Origin of the sequence: Spirosoma sp. 48-14, from assembly GCF_001898575.1 — a bacterium.
Classification (GTDB): Bacteria; Bacteroidota; Bacteroidia; order Cytophagales; family Spirosomataceae; genus Spirosoma.
The window spans coordinates 1-20,712 of sequence record NZ_MKUD01000042.1; the positions used below are offsets into that span (position 1 = coordinate 1).

16 protein-coding genes and 1 tRNA gene are annotated in these 20,712 nt (G+C 45.4%); 10 read left to right on the forward strand and 7 right to left on the reverse strand.

Annotation, left to right across the window (positions count from 1 at the left end):
* Window positions 1-159 precede the first annotated feature (159 nt).
* Window positions 160-231: transfer RNA gene (locus tag BGO59_RS20965), tRNA-Glu, on the reverse strand.
* A gap of 183 nt (window positions 232-414) precedes the next feature.
* On the opposite strand from BGO59_RS20965, the gene BGO59_RS20970 reads away from it, so the two are divergent.
* Both BGO59_RS20970 and BGO59_RS20975 read left to right on the forward strand, forming a co-directional pair.
* Complete coding sequence (locus BGO59_RS20970; protein WP_293686421.1) at window positions 415-2,970, forward strand: M14 metallopeptidase family protein; 2,556 nt, start codon at window positions 415-417, stop codon at window positions 2,968-2,970.
* 138 nt (window positions 2,971-3,108) lie between these two features.
* Window positions 3,109-4,086 (forward strand): NADPH:quinone oxidoreductase family protein, encoded by a 978-nt coding sequence (locus BGO59_RS20975; protein WP_293686423.1) that lies wholly within the window; start codon window positions 3,109-3,111, stop codon window positions 4,084-4,086.
* Between the two features lie 48 nt (window positions 4,087-4,134).
* Here the strand turns inward: BGO59_RS20975 and BGO59_RS20980 are convergent, their stop codons facing one another.
* Entirely contained in the window at window positions 4,135-4,785 is a 651-nt protein-coding gene (locus BGO59_RS20980; protein ID WP_293686425.1) for an arginine-tRNA-protein transferase, read from the reverse strand.
* A 92-nt stretch (window positions 4,786-4,877) separates the two neighbouring features.
* Window positions 4,878-7,163 carry a GH92 family glycosyl hydrolase gene (locus BGO59_RS20985; RefSeq protein ID WP_293686427.1) on the reverse strand — a complete coding sequence of 762 codons (2,286 nt, stop codon included), beginning with the start codon at window positions 7,161-7,163 and terminating at the stop codon, window positions 4,878-4,880.
* Window positions 7,164-7,352: 189 nt separating this feature from the next.
* Here BGO59_RS20985 and BGO59_RS20990 point away from each other — a divergent pair, with 189 nt between their 5' ends.
* The 6 genes from BGO59_RS20990 to BGO59_RS21015 all read left to right on the forward strand — a co-directional run bounded on the left by BGO59_RS20990 (window position 7,353) and on the right by BGO59_RS21015 (window position 11,822).
* Window positions 7,353-8,060, forward strand: a complete 708-nt coding sequence (locus BGO59_RS20990) for an antitoxin Xre/MbcA/ParS toxin-binding domain-containing protein (RefSeq protein WP_293686429.1) — start codon at window positions 7,353-7,355, stop codon at window positions 8,058-8,060.
* Window positions 8,060-8,554 carry an RES family NAD+ phosphorylase gene (locus BGO59_RS20995; protein ID WP_293686431.1) on the forward strand — a complete coding sequence of 165 codons (495 nt, stop codon included), beginning with the start codon at window positions 8,060-8,062 and terminating at the stop codon, window positions 8,552-8,554. The genes BGO59_RS20990 and BGO59_RS20995 overlap by 1 nt, the downstream gene beginning before the upstream one ends.
* 61 nt (window positions 8,555-8,615) lie before the next feature.
* Complete coding sequence (locus tag BGO59_RS21000) at window positions 8,616-9,311, forward strand: response regulator transcription factor (protein WP_293686433.1); 696 nt, start codon at window positions 8,616-8,618, stop codon at window positions 9,309-9,311.
* On the forward strand, window positions 9,308-10,663 hold the full coding sequence (locus tag BGO59_RS21005; RefSeq protein ID WP_293686435.1) for a HAMP domain-containing sensor histidine kinase: 1,356 nt from the start codon (window positions 9,308-9,310) through the stop codon (window positions 10,661-10,663). The genes BGO59_RS21000 and BGO59_RS21005 overlap by 4 nt, the downstream gene beginning before the upstream one ends.
* A gap of 164 nt (window positions 10,664-10,827) precedes the next feature.
* On the forward strand, window positions 10,828-11,220 hold the full coding sequence (locus BGO59_RS21010; RefSeq protein WP_293686437.1) for a hypothetical protein: 393 nt from the start codon (window positions 10,828-10,830) through the stop codon (window positions 11,218-11,220).
* A gap of 248 nt (window positions 11,221-11,468) precedes the next feature.
* A complete protein-coding gene (locus tag BGO59_RS21015; RefSeq protein WP_293686438.1) occupies window positions 11,469-11,822 on the forward strand; it encodes a TerB family tellurite resistance protein in 354 nt (117 codons plus the stop codon).
* Between the two features lie 278 nt (window positions 11,823-12,100).
* Here the strand turns inward: BGO59_RS21015 and BGO59_RS21020 are convergent, their stop codons facing one another.
* The 4 genes from BGO59_RS21020 to BGO59_RS21035 form a co-directional block, all read right to left on the reverse strand.
* A complete protein-coding gene (locus BGO59_RS21020; protein ID WP_293686440.1) occupies window positions 12,101-13,171 on the reverse strand; it encodes a hypothetical protein in 1,071 nt (356 codons plus the stop codon).
* A 2-nt stretch (window positions 13,172-13,173) separates the two neighbouring features.
* On the reverse strand, window positions 13,174-15,240 hold the full coding sequence (locus tag BGO59_RS21025) for a Piwi domain-containing protein (protein ID WP_293686442.1): 2,067 nt from the start codon (window positions 15,238-15,240) through the stop codon (window positions 13,174-13,176).
* Window positions 15,241-15,417: 177 nt separating this feature from the next.
* Entirely contained in the window at window positions 15,418-16,035 is a 618-nt protein-coding gene (locus BGO59_RS21030; RefSeq protein ID WP_293686444.1) for a hypothetical protein, read from the reverse strand.
* A gap of 161 nt (window positions 16,036-16,196) precedes the next feature.
* Window positions 16,197-17,486, reverse strand: coding sequence for an STAS-like domain-containing protein (locus BGO59_RS21035; protein WP_293686446.1), 1,290 nt, complete (start codon window positions 17,484-17,486; stop codon window positions 16,197-16,199).
* A gap of 480 nt (window positions 17,487-17,966) precedes the next feature.
* Between BGO59_RS21035 and BGO59_RS21040 the strand changes: the two genes are divergently transcribed.
* Together BGO59_RS21040 and BGO59_RS21045 are read left to right on the forward strand one after the other, a co-directional pair.
* A complete protein-coding gene (locus tag BGO59_RS21040) occupies window positions 17,967-19,226 on the forward strand; it encodes an HlyD family efflux transporter periplasmic adaptor subunit (RefSeq protein WP_293686448.1) in 1,260 nt (419 codons plus the stop codon).
* A gap of 4 nt (window positions 19,227-19,230) precedes the next feature.
* The gene (locus tag BGO59_RS21045) at window positions 19,231-20,676 is read left to right on the forward strand and encodes a TolC family protein (protein ID WP_293686450.1); all 1,446 of its coding nucleotides are present in this window, start codon (window positions 19,231-19,233) and stop codon (window positions 20,674-20,676) included.
* Window positions 20,677-20,712 lie beyond the last annotated feature (36 nt).

Below are 20,712 nucleotides of genomic sequence, written 5' to 3' on the forward strand. Positions count from 1 at the left end.
GAAAAATACAACGCCCTCCACAAGTATTGGCCTTGATCCCTTTTGACCTTGATCCATCCTTTTGACGTTGATCCGGAATCGAACCGGCAGGGGAGTGGCCTGAAAAACCAAAAAGCCAACCGTTTCGGGTTGGCTCTTGGTGGAATTAATGGTTAGCTGTGACCGATACGGGAATCGAACCCGTGTTACCGCCGTGAAAGGGCGATGTCCTAACCGCTAGACGAATCGGCCGTCTTGTGTACAAGACCCAACATTTTGGCTTTATTGCCGCTGCGTTGGCGAAACGTGGTGCAAAGGTAAGGCGATGTTTTTATAATGCAATACCTGACTGTAAAATTTTTTCAAAAAAAGGGTTTCTGCACGTTTTACTGCTATTTTTGAGGAGGTTAGCTTTTACAATTTTTTACAGCCTACATGAAACACATTTTATTGCTGGCAAGCCTGGTCGCTATGTCGCTGATGAGCTTCGCCCAGTCAACTCCTTCTTCGTCAACGAGTCTGTTAACGCCTGATCAATTTCTTGGCTACAGAATAGGTAGCCGATTTACCCCCCATTATCGTGTACTGGCCTATGCCGAACAGGTAGCTCGACAATTACCAAACCGGGTTAAATTAATTCCGTATGGAACAACCTATGAAGGTCGTCAATTAATGGTGGTCGCCATTGCTTCCGAAGCCAATATGGCTCGCCTGGAAGAAATTCGGACGAATAACCTGAAACGAATCGGCCTGCTGGAAGGCACACCTACATCGGCACCCCAACCGCCTATTGCCTGGCTGAGTTACAATGTACATGGCAACGAGGCTGTCAGTTCCGAAGCCTTTATGGAAGTACTGTACCGACTGCTGAATACGACCGATGCGGTTTCACAAAAAATTATGAACACGACGGTTGTACTGCTCGATCCGGGCCTGAATCCGGATGGGCACGATCGGTATGTGAACTGGTATAACCAGATGCTGGGTCGTACGCCCAATCCTGCTCCCAATGCACGGGAGCATAATGAACCCTGGCCCGGTGGACGATATACCCATTACCTGTTCGACCCAAACCGGGACTGGGCCTGGCAGACGCAGGAGATAACACAACAACGTATGGCACTTTATCAGCAGTGGATGCCGCAATTACACGGTGATTTTCACGAGATGGGTGTTGAAAGCCCCTATTATTTTGCCCCTTCTGCCAAGCCCTATCACGAAGATATTACACCATACCAGCGTCAGTTTCAGCAGATTATCGGCCAGTATTGCAGCCGCTACTTCGACCGGAATGGCTGGTTATACTATACGCGTGAACGGTTCGATCTGTTTTACCCCAGCTATGGCGACACCTATCCGACCTATAATGGGGCTATTGGTATGACTTACGAGCAGGGAGGAAGTGGCCGGGCGGGTCTGGCCATTACAAAAGCGGATGGCGATACCCTGACTCTTCGTCAGCGCATCGACCACCACTACACGGCGAGTATGGCTACTTTGGAGTCAGTGGCTGACCGACCAGCTGAAATTGTAAAGGAGTTCGGACAGTTTTTCGATAAATCCCGGAACACACCGATTGGCCCCTACAAAAGCTATGTGATTAAATCGAATGGCGACGCTGGACGGCTCAAGGCATTGCAGCAACTGCTGGACCGGAATAAAATTAGTTTTGGCGTAGCCGGGAAAGCTCAGACGGTAGCAACTGGTTTCAATTATACATCTCAGAAAACCGATAAAAACATTGCGATTGCAGCCGACGATATCGTTATCAGTGCCTATCAGCCTAAATCGACGTTGTTGAAAATTCTGTTTGAGCAGAATTCAGCCCTGGAAGACTCGGCCACCTACGATATTACAGCCTGGTCGTTGCCCTACGCCTTTGGTCTGCATACCTATGGCCTGGCATCCCGGATTGATCCCAAGCCACTTTCGTCTTCTACGCCGACGACCAGCACGGTTCCGGCGGCCTATGCGTACCTGATTCGCTGGCAATCGCTACCTGCCGTACAAACCCTGGCGGCTCTGTTGAAACAGAAAATACGGGTGCGGGCTGCCGAGAAACCGTTTGAACTGGAAGGGAAAACGTATGCGTCGGGAACGCTCATTGTGGCCCGCACGGGTAATGAGAATCTGGGCGATCGTTTGGGTACTGTAGTTGCTCAGGCCGCTGCGCAGACGGGGGCAGAAGTAATTCCTGTTCAGACTGGTTTCGTAACGTCCGGCTCCGATTTCGGTTCTGATTTTGTAACGGGTATGAAAGCCCCCCGTGTGGGACTGGTACTGGGCGATGGAACACCTCCGCCATCGGCAGGTGAGGTCTGGCATTTCTTCGACCAGGAGCTGAATTACCCCGTAACGCTGCTGGATGGCAATACGTTGGGTACCATAGAGTGGAATAAGCTGGACGTACTGGTGTTGCCTACGAATTACAACTATGGCCGAATCCTGAATGAGCGGACTCTGACGGCGCTGAAAGAATGGATTCGGGCAGGCGGTAAACTGATTGCTATGGAGCGGGCAGCCGCCTTCCTGGCAGGTAAAGAAGGGTTCGACCTGAAGGAGAAGTCTGAAAAAGAGGATGGGAAAAAGGAGAAAAAGGGCAATTCGGTCGATTCACTGAAAACGTATATCAATCGGGAGCGGGCTGCTATTTCAGACGATATTCCGGGTAGTATTTACCGGGTCAATGTCGATACGAGTCATCCACTGGGCTTTGGTTTGACGGGGGGCTATTATACCCTCGTTCAAAATGCCTTCAACTTCGATTTCCTGAAAGATGGCTGGAATGTCGGCTACCTGAAAGGCGACAATTACGTAGCTGGTTTTTCGGGTCGTAATGCAAAAGAAAAATTGAAAAACACCCTATTGATGGGTGTTCAGGAAATGGGTCGGGGTAGTGTGGTGTATCTGGCCGATGATCCGCTCTTCCGCGGTTTCTGGTACAACGGTAAACTGCTGTTCAGTAATGCAGTCTTTATGGTTGGAAACTAAAGTAATGAATAATGTATAATGGATAATGTAAAATGAATAATGGATAATGTAAAATGAATAATGGATAATGTATAATGGGGGCGATTAACATCCATTATCCATTATCCATTATTCATTTTACATTGTCCATTTTTTTAGATGAAAGCGATACTTTGTAAAGACTACGGGCTGCCCGATACGCTGGTACTGGAAGACATCCCATCGCCTACACCCGGCCCTGGCGAGGTCGTGATTCAGGTGAAAGCCTGTAGCCTGAATTTTCCCGATACCCTGACCATTCGGAATATGTATCAGTTTAAACCTCCCTTGCCTTTTTCGCCGGGAAGTGAGGCATCGGGAGTAGTAAAAGAGGTCGGTGAGGGCGTCAAACACCTTAAGCCGGGGGATCGTGTATTTACCTACGGGACACATGGGGGGCTGGCAGAAGAACGTCTGGTGGATGCTCGCACCACTATCCCATTGCCCGACGGCATGGACTTTATAACTGGCGCTTCAACCCTGTATGCATTTGGTACGTCGTATCACGCCCTGGAGGATCGGGCGAATCTGCAACCGGGCGAAACGCTCCTTGTTCTGGGGGCTGCCGGTGGCGTTGGTTTAGCGGCCGTCGAACTTGGAAAACTGATGGGAGCGACTGTTATCGCAGCCGCATCGACCAATGAAAAACTGGCCGTTTGTCAGGAAAAAGGTGCTACGCATCTGATCAACTACGCTACCGAGGACCTCCGTGGCCGAATCAAGGAGATTACGCAGGGAAAAGGTGTCGATGTGGTGTATGACCCGGTGGGCGATCGATGGGCGGAGCCTGCCATTCGATCACTGGCCTGGGGTGGGCGGTATCTGGTGGTTGGGTTTGCTGGTGGCGAAATTCCAAAGATTCCGCTTAATCTGGCCCTGTTGAAAGGAAGCTCGCTGGTAGGGGTATTCTGGGGCATGTTTGCGCAGAAAGAAGCCGCCCGTAACGGGAAAAATTTGCAGGAAATTGCTACCTGGGCTGTGCAGGGGAAGCTAGCGCCATACGTATCCAAACGTTACTCGCTGGCCGAAGCACCACAGGCCCTGACGGATATGATGGAGCGACGCGTGATCGGTAAAGCTGTTGTGCTTATTGACTAGTTGCTGGCTTGGCGTCAGTAACCTTGAACGGTCAGTCAGCCAGCCAATTTAATCTTCCGACAACGTCTTCAGCAGATCCCACGAAAAAGGCACCCAGAGTCCGTTGTGGGTATCCAACAGTTCGGTGGCTGCTTCGCAGGGAAAAATCTTGTAATCGAACTTGGTGTAGTTGTAGGCGATATAACCGGGATAATAGTAGATTTTTCGCTGACGACGGGCGTGATTAATTTTTTGCAGCATCAGAAACTTGCCCAAACTATGCTTGCGATAGGCAGGATGATAAAAATTCATGATGCCGGCAATGCTCTGAAAACCATCGTCAAAGATACCCGCTGCGATCAACTGGCCCTGATCGCGAACCTCAACAACATAGGTATCGAACACGCTATCGATAGCGCCATCGAGCAGGCACGATTCAACTGAGTCGGGCGCGTCGAAATTGATGGCACTTCGATACAGGGCGTACAGATTTTCCAACTCCTCCGATAATACGAACGGTTTGACGGCTACCGTAAATTGGTCATTGCTTCGAAGCAGACGGAGTTGTTTGGTGCCGTAGGTCACATCGGCCAGTACAATGCGTAGCCAGTAAACAGGACAAAGCTTGTTTTCAAACAGGATATACTGACACGTAAAGATGTCCTGCTGCATCCGAAAATAGCCCATATTCAGGCATAAGTCCAGTTTACTTCCTTTCATGTGTGGGTTAGATTATTGATCTGCACTAGGCTTAAAAGTACATAAAATAGCCCATTTCTATAAACAATGTGATCCAAAAACGGGTAGGCTACTTATTTTTTCACAGGTTTCGCCGACATATAAAATGTTAGTTTGCCTCCCTTAAGAATATCGGAATGGGTAATGGTCGGTTGCGCGAGGGGCTTCCCGTTCAGCAGTACTTTCTGAACATATATATTCTTATCACCCTGATTGACAGCTTCGACGGTGAATGTTTGCCCATTTTCGAGTTGCAAATGAGCACTTTTGACCGATGGGCTGCCTAAGGCATACTCCTCCGAACCGGGAGCTACGGGGTAAAAACCCATCGACGAAAACATGTACCAGGCGCTCATTTGGCCACAATCGTCATTTCCGCCTAATCCGTCGGGAGTTGGTTTGTATTGCATGGACAGAATCATACGGATACGCTCCTGCGTTTTCCATGGCTGACCCGCCCAGTTGTACAGATATGCAACGTGATGGGCGGGTTCGTTACCGTGGATATAGCCGCCAATGATGCCTTCGCGGGTGATGTCTTCGGTTTCGGCAAAGAATTTATCGGGTAAATTCATGGAGAAAAGGGTATCGAGCCGGGCCGCAAATTTCTTTGGGCCACCCATGTACTCGACCAGCGTAGTGGGGTCCTGCGGGACGAAAAAGCTGAAATTCCACGAGTTCCCTTCAATAAAGCCCTGACCATGCGTGCTATACGTATCGAACTCTTTTTTAAATGAGCCATTGGCCAGTCGGGGACGCATGAAATTGATCGATTTGTCGTAAACGTTCTTCCAGTTTTCGGAGCGTTTTCGGAAGGTTTCGTATACATCTTGCCGATTCAGTTTTTTGGCCAGTTGGGCAATGCACCAGTCGTCGTAGGCGTATTCGAGCGTGTGCGAAACCGAGTTGCTGCTGGCCGTAGCAGGTACATACCCTCTGTCCATGTACTCGCCAATACCCTCGTAACTGCGGTGGGTAGCTGTAGCGATACAAGCATCCAGTGCTTTCTGGTCGTCGCCTTTGTACACGCCTTTGATAATGGCATCGGCCAGTACCGATACGCTGTGATAGCCGCTCATACACCAGTTGTCGTTGGCGTAGTGCGACCAGATGGGCAGCATCTTTAGCGTACTCTGGTCGTAATGCTTCATCATCGACTGCACCATGTCGTTGTTGCGGGAAGGTTGCATGAGGTTGAAAAACGGATGCAATGCGCGGTAGGTATCCCAGAGCGAAAACGTGGTGTAATTGGTGAAACCGTTGGCCTGATGTACGTCCTGATCCAGCCCCTTGTACTGACCGTTGACATCCATGTAGGTGGTTGGGTTCACAAAAGCGTGGTACATAGCAGTGTAGAAGTTCACCTTGTCGTTCTCGGATGCGTCGATCTGGATTTTAGCTAATTCCCGGTTCCAGGCTGCCTGTGCCTCTGATTTCACCCGGTCCAAATTCCAGTGGGGAACCTCAGCCTGCATATTGGCCAGTGCATTTTCCTGGCTTACCGGCGACAGAGCCATTTTGAGTTTTACTGTCTCCCCATCCTGTGTGTCGAAATCGAAATACATCCGAATGCGTTTCCCGGCTATCTCAGGAAAATTGTGATTCTGGTCGAATTTCCCCCAGAACCCTTTGTAAACCTGTGGCTTATCCAGGCTCTGGCGGCCGTACGACTTGAACGGTTTTGAGAAGGAAAGGGCAAAATAGACCGTCCGGGTGCGAGCCCAGCCAGCCGTTTGCCGATAGCCCGTAATCAACGTATCGTTCACGACGCGCACGAACGTCCAGACTACCTTGTCGTCGTAATTGTAAATGCCGTGGGTTAAATCCAGAATAATGTGCGACTGATCGGACTTGGGAAAGGTGTACTGATGAAACCCAACCCGGTTCGAGGCCGTGAGTTCAGCCAGGATGTTGTGGTCGTCCAGTTTGACCTTATAATAGCCTGCTTCGGCTACTTCATTGGCGTGTGAAAAGGCGGATCGATAGCCAGATTTTGGATTGGAGGCCACGCCCGGATTCAGTTGCAGAGTTCCCTGCGTAGGCATAATCAGAAAATCGCCCAGATCAGAATGGCCTGTACCGCTGAAGTGGGTGTGACTAAAGCCAACAATCGTTTTGTCCTCGTACTTGTAGCCAGCACAGTATCGGTACACGTCGCCATTGTATTTGCCATTGAACTCATACGACAGCGTATCAGAGTCGGGGCTAAGCTGGACGGCACCAAACGGCACGGTGGCTCCCGGAAAGGTATGCCCCATTTTTTCGGTGCCAATCAGTGGATGCACATACGGGACAAGGTTTTGTTGAGCGAAGGAAGCGAAGCAGAGAAATTGGAGAAGGATGATCTGGCGAACAGTCATTTACGAACTATATTTTTTTTCGAAGATAGGCTCATTTTTGTCTGAAAAGCCGGTCTGGCCCTAAAAAATGGTTTGTGACGAGTGTATTGATACCAAATAGAAAGGATTGGGACACCTGCCCGTTGAGAATTTTTCTTTCTGCAACATTAATTGTCAAATGCGTGTTATATTGCCATCAAATGAGTCTATATGTTAGTGCAGACTAAACAAGAACTTCGTCGCTCAATAGCCTTAGTTGAATTTATTAGGGACTATTTTACGAAATCTGATTGGATACAATTGGCATGGATAACCAATAGTCTTACGGTAATAGAAAATCACCCTCGTTTACTGAGAAGTCTTGACTTTGGAGAGGATGATTATCAGGATAATATTTTTCAAGTTTTATCCGAAATAATAAATGCTAACCCTTCAAATATAGATGAGATAGAGAGGTTTGTTAATTTTAAAAAATTAACATTAAACCAGTTTCACAGTTCGACAGAGGAGAGGGTAACTACAGGATCAAATTCTGTTGATACACAACTTACACCCCTGCAGCTGATCGACCGTTCGCGGCACGGTCTGGCGGGCACTGAAGCAGGCCGGGTAGCTGCACTGCTTGGGATTACCGATAAGGAGATGGCTCGATTGCTGAACCAATCCGTAGCTACCTTCCATCGGCAGGTTAAAGCGACCCATCTCGACGCCCCAACGTCCGAACGGTTGTTGTTGCTCACCCGGCTTGCTACGTATGGTGAAGCCGTTTTTCAGGACAAGGGTAAGTTTACGCGCTGGCTACAACGGCCGTTGCGGCTTCTGGATAACCGTTCTCCGCTGGATTTGCTGGATAGCTCTACGGGTGTTCAATTGGTCGAGGATATTCTGGGTCGAATTGATTACGGCGTTTTTAGTTAATGCCAGCAACGGTCTATAGGGTTCAGACGGACAGCCATCGGGATACAATTCTGGATGGCATAGGCGCTCAGCTACGCGGAGGCCGATGGAATGTTCGTGGACGCCCTTTGGTCTATACGGCGACCACGCCCGAACTGTGTTTTCTGGAATACATGGTTCATCTGGAAGGAACTCCGCTTGCCGATCTGCCACCTTTGATCCTATGTGAAATAGAGATTCCTGACGATGCCATTACGTGGCTGGAAGCAGCCGATTTGCCATCCGGCTGGAACAATACACAGGTTACCCCGGCAGGTTTACCGCAGTTTATGGACGCTCAATTCCGACAGCATAGCACGTTAGGGATCGCATTGCCATCGGTTGTTGTGCCCTTATCGCCATCTCGCAATGTGTTGATTGATCCGCTCCATCCAATGAGCGTACAGTGCCGGGTTTTACGGATTGAACCATACCCAATTGATCCTCGATTGCCAACGGCAACCTTGTTGGCATGAAAAACGCTGATCGGTAGCCAATTGTGGGTAGTAGCTTATCATTATTTTATCCGCCGATTGTATGAATACGGGCCAGAATGCACAGTTGTTAGTGGTTGAAGACGAGCCTAAAGTAGCCACGTTCATCAAAAAAGGACTTCAGACCCAGTCTTATTCGGTATCGATTGCGCCGACCGGGGAAGATGCTAAAAGTCTGCTGGCCAGGACCCGTTTCGACCTGATTATTCTCGATGTCAATCTGCCCGATATAACGGGCCTGGAACTGGCCGAATACATTCGGAACCAACCCAGTCAGGTGCCTATTCTGATGCTGACAGCCCTCGATACCGTTGCCGATAAATTACTGGGTTTTGAGGCCGGTGCCGACGATTATCTGGCCAAACCGTTCGATTTTATGGAACTGCTGGCGCGAGTGAAAGTGCTCCTGCGTCGGGCACCCACGGTCGACGAGCCGGGCCGACTCTTGCGGGTATCTGATCTGGAGCTTGATCTGCACGAACGCGTAGCCCGCCGAAATGGACAAACGATCGATCTGACTGCCCGGGAGTATGCCTTGCTGGAGTACCTGATGCGGAATGCAGGCCGGGTGGTTTCGCGGGTCGATATTGCGGAGCACGTCTGGGATATCGGATTCGACACCGGAACCAATGTGATTGATGTGTATGTCAGTTATTTACGGGCCAAAATTGATAAGGATTCACCGAACAAGCTCATACACACACTGATCGGTATGGGGTATGTACTGAAAGAGAAATGAGCCTGCGCAATCGACTGACGCTGTTTTTTACGACCATCGTTTCGGTGGCGCTGGCCTTGTTTTGTCTGCTCCTTTACCTGGTTGCTGAGCGCTATCGGGAAACTGAATTTCAGAATCGCTTACGAGCCGAAGCCCTGACGGCGGGGCATTTGCTGGTCGGACGGGAACGGATCGGGCCATCGCTTTACAAGTTGATGGATAAAAATCAGCTGACCGTGCTACCCGATGAGGAAATTATTATCTACAATGGAAAGAACCAGCTAGCCTACGAAAGTGGCACGGATTACCTGACGCTGACTGAAGCTACGTTAAGTCGGATTCGGAAACAGAAACAGGTAAACTGGAAAAAAGGCGATCGCCAAATCGTGGGCCTCCTCTTTATCGACGACCGGATTCCGTTTGTCATTATTGCTTCGGCCGTTGACACGTACAATCTGCGGACGATCCAGAATTTTGCTAAACTGCTGGGTTTGGGCTGGTTTCTGATGACGGGTCTGATGGTCGTAGCCGGTCGTCTGTTCGCCGGAAGAACGTTACGGCCGATCAGTCAGATCAATCGCCAGATAGACGACATCACCGCCCTTAATCTGTCGCAACGGTTGCCCGAGGGCGATCAGGCCGACGAGCTGGCTCAGTTGGCACATCGCTTCAATCGCATGCTGAATCGGCTGGAAGACGCGTTCCGATTGCAACGTCTGTTCGTATCGCATGCTTCGCACGAATTACGAACACCTCTCACGGCCATAACGGGCCAGTTGGAAGTCTCCTTGCTGGCCGATGATGATCCCGACGAACTGCGGGCTACGATTCGTTCCGTACTGGACGATGTGCGTGGCCTAAACCGGATGACCAACGGGTTGCTGGCCTTGACCAATGCGAGTATGGATTCCTCGACCGTACCGATGGGAACTGTTCATATCGATACGCTATTTGGGCAGATTCAGCAGGAGTTTCAACGGCTTCACCCGGATTATACGCTTCAGGTAAGCCTGCCCGACGTGACAAAGACGGATTGGCAGGTGCTGGGCAATGAGACCCTTTTACGAACGGCTTTTTTCAATCTGCTTGATAATGGGGGGAAATTTTCAGACAATCATTCCGTATCGGTGAGCCTATTGGCCGAGCTAACTTCTGTTCAGGTGAAGGTGCATAATATGGGTTCTGTGATTCCGGCCGATCAGCTTACTGCGATCTTTGTGCCGTTCCAACGGGGGCGTAATGCAGGGGGGCAACCTGGTTATGGAATAGGCTTGCCCCTTACCGAACGGATCATCCAGATTCATAAGGGAACAATTGAGGTTGAATCCTCTACTGAGTCCGGCACGACATTTACCGTTACGCTTCCGCATTGACAGATAGTGGGATGGGGTAAACAGCCCAATAAAATTTCTAATCCCGTTCTAATGCGGCTCTAACACGAGCCTAACACCCATTCATGACCTTTGTACTGTCAATCAGGCACGGCTTACAAAAAGCTGTTTTTGACCGGGTTGACCATTCTAAAACTGACAAAGCCATGAAAGCATATCTTATTATTGCCGCCCTAAGTACCCTTACGATTCTCAACGCTTCGGCTCAGGACGATTCAAAATTACGTCGCGATGTGACCTACTCGACACATAACTATAAGCACCCAAACAAAGCCGCAACGGCGCATCAGTGGACTGATAAAAAGGGGGTAACGGTTAAAGCTCCTGCACTGAATCAGGGGCCCATGCTTAGCTATAAGCACCAGGCTCCAGGCCTTGAGCCGGTGGGTGGCGTCGTGACGGCGCACACCCCTGAAATGAACCTGGCCGTTCGGAATTATAAAATCCAGCGCGTGAGTGAGCCTCGTCCGGCTACAACGCCTGACTCAGAAGTAGCCTCCCGTGTACAACAAAACCAGAGCAATGCCGGAGGTAACTAACGGGAATCGACGGTGAGCGTCGCCCGGTAGTTGCCCGTGTTTACAGGTTGGCCCATAGAGCGGCCATTCCCTGTATGGGCCAACCTGTAAACATGCACCGACTCGACGGACTGTTAAATTTTTCTTTTCACTTTTCTGGTAGAAACATACCCTGAACCTGAGCAGACTATAGCATCAGGTTGCGAACCTTCGGAAACAGGTGTTCCGCCAGGTTCGCCTTATTTTTTATCATCAATTTCCCATCAATCATGTATTCACCCGATATCGCATTAGGCTTAGGCAGCCTCGTTTATGCCCTGTCTACGTTAGACGGGCGACCCCATCAGGAAGAAATGCAAACTGCCAAAGCGTTATTGGGCAGAGAACCTTATGGCTCAGTGGCCCTCAATGGCTTTTTTTTGCGGGAAGATGTAAGGGAATCAACCGAAGAAGCATACGCCTTTGGGATGCGTCGGTTAGTGAGCAGACGAACCGAATTAACGGATACCTTAAAACGCAGATTCGTCACAACCTTGCTGCGTGTTGCCCGATCGCATAAAGGTATTTCTGCCAATGAATGGCATTTTATCCGTCGATTCTGGCGCGAAATCCGGCACCTCTGACGAGGCTGTCGGCTAAATAATTGAGCGAATTAGCGATTGGGTGAGTATGGGTTTGATAATACAATTAAATACCCGTTTTTGGGTCAAGGAATAATTCGGCTTAATTATTTAGAGAGGATGGGCCAGCGTGTCCAACCGTAACGGTAAAGCATTTGTGCAGGGTGAGCTTAGTAGCACTACCGTTTCCACTCGCACAAAAGCCAACAGAAAGAACAAAAGTTCATTTTAGCATCTTAGCCTGCCTTGCCACAAATGCAATGTTGGGCGTTTGTTGTTTTTTACCGCACTATAATTACTTTAACATTAAACGTTTTTCCTTGTATTGTCTGTTCTCCTTCTAGTTCTTGGAAGTTGTTAATGTCTTGAATAGAATTTGGGGCATAGATAAAAAATATTATCTCTGTAAGAGTATTTACAACGTGGTAAGATTGTAAATCTTCTTTCATTTGTTTGGTGTACTTCTTATCATCTGCTTTGTCAATGTGCTTGACTTCTATTATAATTCCTTCGTCTTTCAAATAAAAGTCTAATCTTTTAGCACTTCCACCATAGTTGCTTGTATCGTCTTCATACTTGATTTCGGGAAACACTGATTTTAGGCTGAAATAAAGTAAATCTTGAACGTCATATTCATCATTGATAGCAATTAAAATTCTATTTTGTTTGTCTTTTCCATATCGTAAAGATAAATCTGTTATTTTTTTAACAGAGTTTTCAAAATTTTCTAAAATCCCAATTATCAAGTCTTTTGCAGATAATTTTTTGAATATAGTTTTCGTAACTGCTTGTTTACTAAAATGACTTTGCAATTCTGCTAATACAATCAAATCAATAGTTTCTAAGTCATCTCTGCTTAAATCGGTAATAAAACTATCAATTTCTGTTTCAAAGCTGTTCTGATAGATGTATTTTAAAATTTTAGTAGATAGCTCATCTGTTTTTTTAGATTTTAACTTACTTAAAAAATCTTGCTCAAATTCAGGGAAGAATTTTTGCACTAAAAAAAGCTCTTTTGTTGATGACTGTTTGATGAAATTTTCAAGGTGCTTGTATGCCTGACTGTTTTTATCCGAAGTTAAAGATATGCCAATAAGTTTATATTTGTCTTGCTTATAATGTGCTACTCTCTTGTTTTCAGGCTTATCAATTATTGAAAAGTCTTCGCTTATTGCCATTATTCTTTTATATCCTTTGGCAGCTAAGGTTTCTTCTTCACCCTGTAAATCATCTATATTTTTACTTAGTAGCTTGTTTTCGTCATAAATACGCAAGAAGCAAAACTCTTGAATAGTTGGGTATTCAAAAATCCTGTTCGCATTATTTTGTATTATGTCGTTTATCCATGTCATAACTAAATGAACCAAAGTTTATCAGTAATTTTTTCAGCACGCATTTTATCCCAATCATCAATCTCACGAAGTTTATCTAAAAGTCCCGACATAATAGATGGATACAAAATTGTAACTGTCTTTTTAGAGGGCAAAAAAGTCCTGTGCGAAAGATGGGAAAACCAAAAAATTTGTGTAGAAAGATAACGCAAGTCTTCAAAAGTTGAACGCTTATCAACTTCGATTTCTAATGGTATTGTACTTTCCTGAACAAAATGAACTAATGAACGATATTTTGAAAGTTCAATGTAAGTTCCCTTGGGCGTGGTATTTACTTGTTGGTCTTTTCCGAAAACTTTTATAATATCGTTATTAATACCGTTGTTTGAAAACAGCCTAAAATTATGTCCATAGGCAAGATGAACAAAAGCATACTTAAATGTAAGATTTTCAATTTGAAATTTCTGTATTACATTCTCAACGGCTTTTATCTCGTATTCTTTGCCTGCTGATTTGAAAAGATGAAAAACTAATCGAAACTCTGATTTTTTATTGATGATTTCTTGGCTTATTATCTTTGATAAAGAAATATAAAGATGATTTTCTAAATTTTTAGCGTAGTCATCAAAGGTTGATAAAGATGAGCAATCTCCTACCAAATATCTGCCGTCTGAATGAAATATTTGGGCTATTCCTAAAATTCTCTTGCCATCTTTATTTAAAGATGAGCCAATGCCTATCACTAATTCCTCCTTTCGTTTCTCAATATTCTGGATAGTCCAACCAATTCCACCAATCTTTGCATAAACATTGAGAGCGATATTATTCATTACAAATGAGTTCACTTTTTGTAAGTGCTTAACTTGTATATCTTGTGTCGAAATACCTCGCCCAAGTAATTTTGCTTTGCAAATAAAGTAAGGGCTTTCCTTTATATTTGCGATTTTTAGATGTTGTTCGTTTAATACAACAATACAAAGCAGTGATGATAAAACCTGCTCTTCATATACAGCATTTGTATATGTTTCAGTTTTAGTATCGGATAAGAATACAGGCAGGAAAATAGGTTTTATATGAAACATACTTCTAAGGCGTGTTTCAAGTTGATTGATAAAACCTTCTAAAATACCTTCATTGAATTTAGGACAAATAATGGAAATCTTAATTTCTTGGTTTTCAAAGAATTTAAAACTATATGGTTTTAGTCTTGAAATTACATCATTGTAATAGCCTTTTTCGGTTCTGTTCTCAAAATAGTATCTAATTGGGTCTTCTAATTTGTCGGCTTGGACTTTATCATTTTCAAGTGGTAAGTATTTTAGCGAAAATTCACTAAAAGTATTTTCACAAGGTAAATAGATATTATTTCGGTTTTTTTCAAGCCAATCAAAAGTTTGTTTAATGACTTTAAAGTTTTCTTGATTGTGTTCCAATACTTGCATTTGTACGTCAAAGTTTCCTTGTTGCCCTGTAGCTGATAAAAAACGTTTGATAGACTGTTTATTGGCAAAAATAATATTTTCTGTTCCTTTTAAATCACTACAAACTATACCCTTCTTTTCAAATTCATCTTTGCCAATTGAAAATTTTAAGTTGATACTTCTTGAAAGTACAAAAAAGAATGAAAGAGTACCATTATATGAGTTGAAAAAAGTATTAAAGTGAATTTGATTATAAGCGTTTAACCCTTTTATGTTCATAAATAAATTCTTTGAAGATGTAATACTCCAAAAGTGTTCTTCTTTTTTTTTGGAAACTTTAAAGCCTTTTGAATTCAAGAAATATTGAAGGATGCAGCTTTCTATAATTTTACCAATAATTTTAGGGTTACTTTGAATATTAACTCTTTCTTTTACCCCTTTTTTAATAATAGTTTCAGGGTTTATCTTTTTGTTCCAAAAATAGATACGTCTTTCTGTTTGCCCATTGTCAAGTTTTAAATCATTTTTGTAAAATTCATAATCAGGATTTTCTGTACGAAGTTTTTTATATGCTTCTATCGTAGCATATTCTTCATAAGATAAGTATTGTAAGTCAAAATAGTCTTTTTCAAACTTACACTCAAATATGTTTAGGAATAGACCTGTCATCAATCTGGTTTATGTTTTTGTTTCGTTTCTACAATAACGCCCAATGGCTTGGGCCTTGTCGAAGGCGGAAATTGTTAGCACTACCGCTCAAAAAAATTACAAATGTTCAATTACTTCTGTCACTCTAATAGATATTGTCAAGCCCCGATTTTGGCACTACCATTTTACCTGCTGTACTTATCCATTTACCGCATTGTTCCACGAAGGCCCAGCGTCATTTCTTGATGGTGTCAAGCAGTACTTTATTTGATTAGCGTTCTGTATGCAATTATTCTCGATTAGCCTTCTATTTACGATGTCTCTAATTCGTTTTAATCTTGGAATACATTTGTCTGTCCATGTTAAAGAATAGATGACTTTATTGAATGTAATCCGGCTAAATGCTCGGCCAATATCGATGTATTCCGTATTTGTCAAGTCATTGTTGATTTTACATTCGACGGCTTTATCTCCAAAGCTTGGAAGCATATCATTAATATTTATGGATTTTATGAGGTCAATAACGACAACGTTATTAACACAGCAATAGTCTTTCCACGACTGTGGGTGTCCGTTGCTTCCGTCATTTGGATGAAGCGAAGTTCCTGTCAAAGCTGTCGGAAAATACCTCCAAAACTTACTTTTATTTCTACCATAAAACCAAGTCGCAATATTTTCTTTTTCACAACTTGTGTCACTTGGATTAAATGTGCCAATTATTAGTATATTGCTTTTCCTAGCAATTGGTCTGTCGCAGAAGGACTGATTATCTTCTATAGCATTAAGTTGGTTAATATAACGATGTTCGATTGGCATGATGTCGGTCTTAGTATAGCAAGTAACGTTTTGGGGTTTTACGTTTGGGCGGGATTTGGAGCACAAAACTGTCTGCCAGTACTGAACTTGAATAGAAGCACAAAGCTCCAAGTTTGCACGTCATCCCGCCTGACGCAAAACCCGTGTTGGCAGCAGTAATTCTATTTATCGTTATTCGCTTGTGTCAATCGTTGTGAAACTGCTTTGTCAAGTAGTGCAGTTATTAATGGTTCCATATTAATGTTTCTAAGTTTTGATGAAAAAGTCATTGCACCTAACCGTAAGAATAATTTCCCTATTACTTCGTCCGCAAAACTGCTTGATATTACAGGAACACCTTCCCAATCAATTATAAGAGGATATGTAGGCTCTGCATTCATTAAGTTTACTATTTTAGTTCTAATCTGCTCACCTGAATGTCGTGTGCCGAATCCTGTGGTTTCTTCTTTCATTTTTAACATTAACGCATTTCGGTCATCCATCTCATAGATAATCTCTATCATGTCAACAGGCTTATACTCCTTACCATTCCTAAAAACTAATGCCTTCGAAACAGAGAACTCCTTTTTTATTTTTAATTGACCAGCAATTATTGTCCCTTGAAAATTTTGAAATTCTGTTCTTGGACTTTTCATTGTTTCGCTTTCAGTAGTTAGCAAACGTCCAAAACCACTTGTGATTTCAAATGAACCGCCTGTCATAGTAGTTACTCTTAATGAGCCTGCAAGACCGTTTCCTTGTCCGAATTTTGGGTTTCTTGTTACTCCGGCTTTTATTGCTTCACCAATTGCCTGTGCATCTGTTCTCAAAGTAGGAATACCTTCTTTAAGTGATGATAGTATTCCTTGTCCACCATCAACAACTGCAAAAGCAATTGTTCTATGTTGTGGGTATGTTGTTGCTTGAACGAAACCACCAATGTCAGACAATGAATGATTTAATACGTTATCCGTCAACTCATTTATGGACCATTCTAATCCTGAAATTATATCTCTTGGCAACTCCATATTACGAATAACAACATCCATTAGGTTGTCAACTGAGTTTTTTTGTTCTATTGCGTCTCTAAAAAGTGTCGTAACTAGATGTCTGTCGTGAGTGGATTCTGATTGCTCATATTGTTCAGGGGATAAAAAGAATGCCCAATTAACTGCTCTAAATAGTCTGCGTGTATGGTCGTCATTAGGTAAGACTATGTTCACGTTGTAACCTTCTTTTCTTAGCTTATTGACTGTTGTAATTATTGGCAGCATCCCATTTGGATATGCATTTATAACAGTTGAAAAGTCAATTGTTAGGTCACTGTTGCCCGTGTTTTTTAATACCGATACTGCTCCGCAGAAGTCAGCAACATTGAATGAGTTCACCTTCCCAGAAACAATAATTGTGCTGTCTCTTTGGCGAAACCAAGTCGTTCTACTGGGTTCTTTATATGGTCTGTAATGTTTCATTTATTATAACTGCTAACTCCTAAATATACGAAAGTTTTGCAGTATTTTATTGATTTTTTTGTGTTTTAAAAGTAAATAATATAATAATATTGTTGTATGGTATAGGTTACTCAAGATGGCTTATCTATTGAAAAGTATAGAATAATTGCACAATGATTCGCGCTAATCTGCTTTACACAACGAATCCTCCTTGTGCCGTCTAAGTGCTTGATAGGCAAGGAAATTAATCCGGTTAATCGCTTTTTATTGTGTTGCGCCTGCTAATTGGCATGAAAGATTCCCGACAGAATACCTTCTTTTTCATTATTTATTTTGACAAATAAAGTTTTCTAATTCTTCTCGTTAACCTGTGCGTAACCACACATATTTGTGCGAAATCGCACATTTTTTTTGCGACTAATATAGTGAAAATTCTATTAATCAGGGTGTTACGGGTTGGCATGTTGTTTGGCTGGTTATCTGTAGATGACAACACAGAAAATGGACAGAGAACTAGCCCCGGAAGTAGTGACCCGAAGTCGCAACAAAAACCTGCTGGTGGGCGTGGTAGTGGTGGTGGGGCTGGCCGTAGCCCTGACCTGGGCGCGCGATGCACTGAAAACCTCCGTCGAAGCAGAGAAAATACGGTTAGCGACGGCCGAGATCGGACCCGTTGAGAATACGCTCGATGCAACGGGGGAAGTGATTCCGGCTTTCGAACAGGTGATTACCAGCCCCATCCGGGCCAGCATCCGGCGGGTACTGCTCACACCCGGAACATCCGTAAAACCCGGCCAGCCCATCCTCGATCTTGATAAATCGCTGACGGAAATTGAACTGGAGAAAATAAAGGATCAACTCGAACTCAAACGAAACGGTATCGACCAGTTACGGATGAAGCTTACGAAAAGCCTGTACGATGCCGAAGTAAATGACCAGATCAAGCAACTCAATATCAGCAAACTAAGAGCCGAACTCGAAGGCATCCGCCGTTTGCAGAAAGTAGGCGGGAACACGGCCGAAGATGTCACCCGCTCCGAAAATGCCCTGCGCGTGGCTGAACTGGAAAAGAAGCAACTGGAGAATGATCTGAATTACAACCGGCAGTCGATGGGGGCGAGCCTGCGCGAAACAACCTTACAGGCGCAGATCGAAGAAAAAAATGTCAAAGAGTTACAGCATAAACTAAAGCAGGCCGACATCGTTGCCGATCGGCCGGGGGTGCTGACCTGGGTCAACGAAAATATTGGTTCGGCTGTCAACGAAGGAGAAATGCTGGCGAAACTGGCCGATCTGGCCAGCTTTCGGGTCGAAGGGTCCTGCTCAGATGTGTACGCCGATCAGGTGAAAGTGGGGCTGCCCGTTATTGTGAAAGTAAACGAGACATCGCTTCGGGGGCAGATCACACAGGTAAAACCCGCTGTCAAGAACGGCATAGTTCAGTTTGTGATTCAGTTGGACGATAACCGTCATACCTCGTTGCGGCCCAACATGAAGGCCGATGTGTTTATAGTAACCAACCGTACCGCCAATGCCGTTCGGGTGGCGAATGGACCCGCGTTTAAGGGAAAGCGGAAACAGTTTGTCTATGTATTGCCGAAAGGGGAGAAGGTGGCTCATCGACGGGAAGTGACCATCGGCCTCTCCAACTTCAATTTCGTGGAGATTAAGCAGGGACTTCAGCCGGGAGAACAGATCATTCTGACGGACCTGAGCGAGTACGAGCATCTGGAAGACATTACGATTACCCCGAAACGTTAGCCCCATGAACCGTCTCTACATCTTTCTTTTCGGCTTACTGGCGATGGCGGGGCAATCCTTCGGACAGGCACAGGTGATGACGCTCAGCGAGGTATTGCAACTGGCGCACGGGCAGTCAGTGGCATCGAAACGGGCCGCTACCCAGCAGCGTACCAATGTCTGGTCGTACCGCTCGTTTCTGGCCCAGTTCAAACCCCAGCTTAGCCTGGACGGAACCTTGCCGAATTTCACCCGATCGTATGTTCAGGTAGTGCAGCCCGATGGAAACATTCGATTTGAACCCGTTTCATACAACAACTCGACGCTGAATTTATCGCTTAGCCAGACGATTGCTCCCACAGGCGGGACCATTTTTATCCAGAAACAGATTCAGCGGTTCGATAATTTTATCCAGAACAATACCCTCTATAACGGTGTCCCGTTTGGTATTGGGCTGACCCAGCCACTTTTTCAATTCAATGTCATGCGTTGGGATCGTCGGATTCAGCCATTGCTGTATGCTGAAGGGAATCAGCAGCTTATTGAAAATCTGGAGCAGGTTTCGTTATCGGCTACGACCCTGTATTTTGATCTGCTGGTGGCCCAGGTGAATCTGCAAATTGCTGAAACGAACCGGGCCAACAACGATACCCTGTACCGAATTGCGCTGCACAAATTGGACCTGGGCCGGATTTCACAGAACGACCTGTTGCAGTTGAAAATGAGTGTGCTCAGTGCCGAAAAAGATCTGGCTTCGGCTCAGCAGACGGCGGCAGTAGCGTCGCTAAAACTCAAAACGTTTATTGGAGCGCGTGATGATCGCCCGTTCGAACTGGTTATTCCAGGTCAACTGCCCGTACTGAATGTCGATGTGAAGCGGGCGCTCGATGAAGCCACGGCCAACCGTTCGGCCGCCATCGCTTTCCGCCGACGGCAGCTGGAAGCCGACCGCGACCTAGACAAGGCCCGCAAAAATAACGGCCTGAATGCCTTGTTAACAGCAGGGTACGGGTTGTCGAATCAGGGGCCAAATCTGGGGGATATTTATGTGAAACCGCAGAACCGCGAATACATTTCGTTGCAGTTTACCCTACCCATTATGACCTGGGGCCGCGCGCAGGCAACAGTCGAAACCGCAAAAGCGAATCGTGAGCTGACCCAGCAGACGGTGGAGCAGGATAAGCTGACGTTTGAACAGGAAATTTTTACGCAGGTGACGCTCCTTCAGATGCTTCGCCAGCAGGTAACGCTCACGGCGCAGGCCGACCAGATCGGGCAGAATCGCTATCAGATCGCGCAGGATCGCTTTCGGCTCAGTGATTTGAGTGTGACCGATTTAAGTATTGCCACGCAGGAAAAAGACCGCGCCCGTCGGGATGCCATCCTCGCTCTGCGCGATTTCTGGCAGGCGCATTTTACCCTGCGTTTATTGACCTTATACGATTTTGAAACAAACCAGAAAATTAAATGAAGGAGGAGAGAAGAAAGGGGAAGGGATGAACGCTGA

What these genes read in the sequence shown, in the direction of transcription:
- BGO59_RS21035 (WP_293686446.1), bottom strand. Translation starts at nt 17,486, where the DNA reads ATGAAACATTACAGACCATATAAAGAACCCAGTAGAACGACTTGGTTT.
- BGO59_RS21005 (WP_293686435.1), top strand. Translation starts at nt 9,308, where the DNA reads ATGAGCCTGCGCAATCGACTGACGCTGTTTTTTACGACCATCGTTTCG.
- BGO59_RS20990 (WP_293686429.1), top strand. Translation starts at nt 7,353, where the DNA reads ATGTTAGTGCAGACTAAACAAGAACTTCGTCGCTCAATAGCCTTAGTT.
- BGO59_RS21030 (WP_293686444.1), bottom strand. Translation starts at nt 16,035, where the DNA reads ATGCCAATCGAACATCGTTATATTAACCAACTTAATGCTATAGAAGAT.
- BGO59_RS21040 (WP_293686448.1), top strand. Translation starts at nt 17,967, where the DNA reads ATGGACAGAGAACTAGCCCCGGAAGTAGTGACCCGAAGTCGCAACAAA.
- BGO59_RS21020 (WP_293686440.1), bottom strand. Translation starts at nt 13,171, where the DNA reads ATGACATGGATAAACGACATAATACAAAATAATGCGAACAGGATTTTT.
- BGO59_RS21000 (WP_293686433.1), top strand. Translation starts at nt 8,616, where the DNA reads ATGAATACGGGCCAGAATGCACAGTTGTTAGTGGTTGAAGACGAGCCT.
- BGO59_RS20980 (WP_293686425.1), bottom strand. Translation starts at nt 4,785, where the DNA reads ATGAAAGGAAGTAAACTGGACTTATGCCTGAATATGGGCTATTTTCGG.
- BGO59_RS21045 (WP_293686450.1), top strand. Translation starts at nt 19,231, where the DNA reads ATGAACCGTCTCTACATCTTTCTTTTCGGCTTACTGGCGATGGCGGGG.
- BGO59_RS21015 (WP_293686438.1), top strand. Translation starts at nt 11,469, where the DNA reads ATGTATTCACCCGATATCGCATTAGGCTTAGGCAGCCTCGTTTATGCC.
- BGO59_RS20985 (WP_293686427.1), bottom strand. Translation starts at nt 7,163, where the DNA reads ATGACTGTTCGCCAGATCATCCTTCTCCAATTTCTCTGCTTCGCTTCC.
- BGO59_RS20970 (WP_293686421.1), top strand. Translation starts at nt 415, where the DNA reads ATGAAACACATTTTATTGCTGGCAAGCCTGGTCGCTATGTCGCTGATG.
- BGO59_RS21010 (WP_293686437.1), top strand. Translation starts at nt 10,828, where the DNA reads ATGAAAGCATATCTTATTATTGCCGCCCTAAGTACCCTTACGATTCTC.
- BGO59_RS20975 (WP_293686423.1), top strand. Translation starts at nt 3,109, where the DNA reads ATGAAAGCGATACTTTGTAAAGACTACGGGCTGCCCGATACGCTGGTA.
- BGO59_RS21025 (WP_293686442.1), bottom strand. Translation starts at nt 15,240, where the DNA reads ATGACAGGTCTATTCCTAAACATATTTGAGTGTAAGTTTGAAAAAGAC.
- BGO59_RS20995 (WP_293686431.1), top strand. Translation starts at nt 8,060, where the DNA reads ATGCCAGCAACGGTCTATAGGGTTCAGACGGACAGCCATCGGGATACA.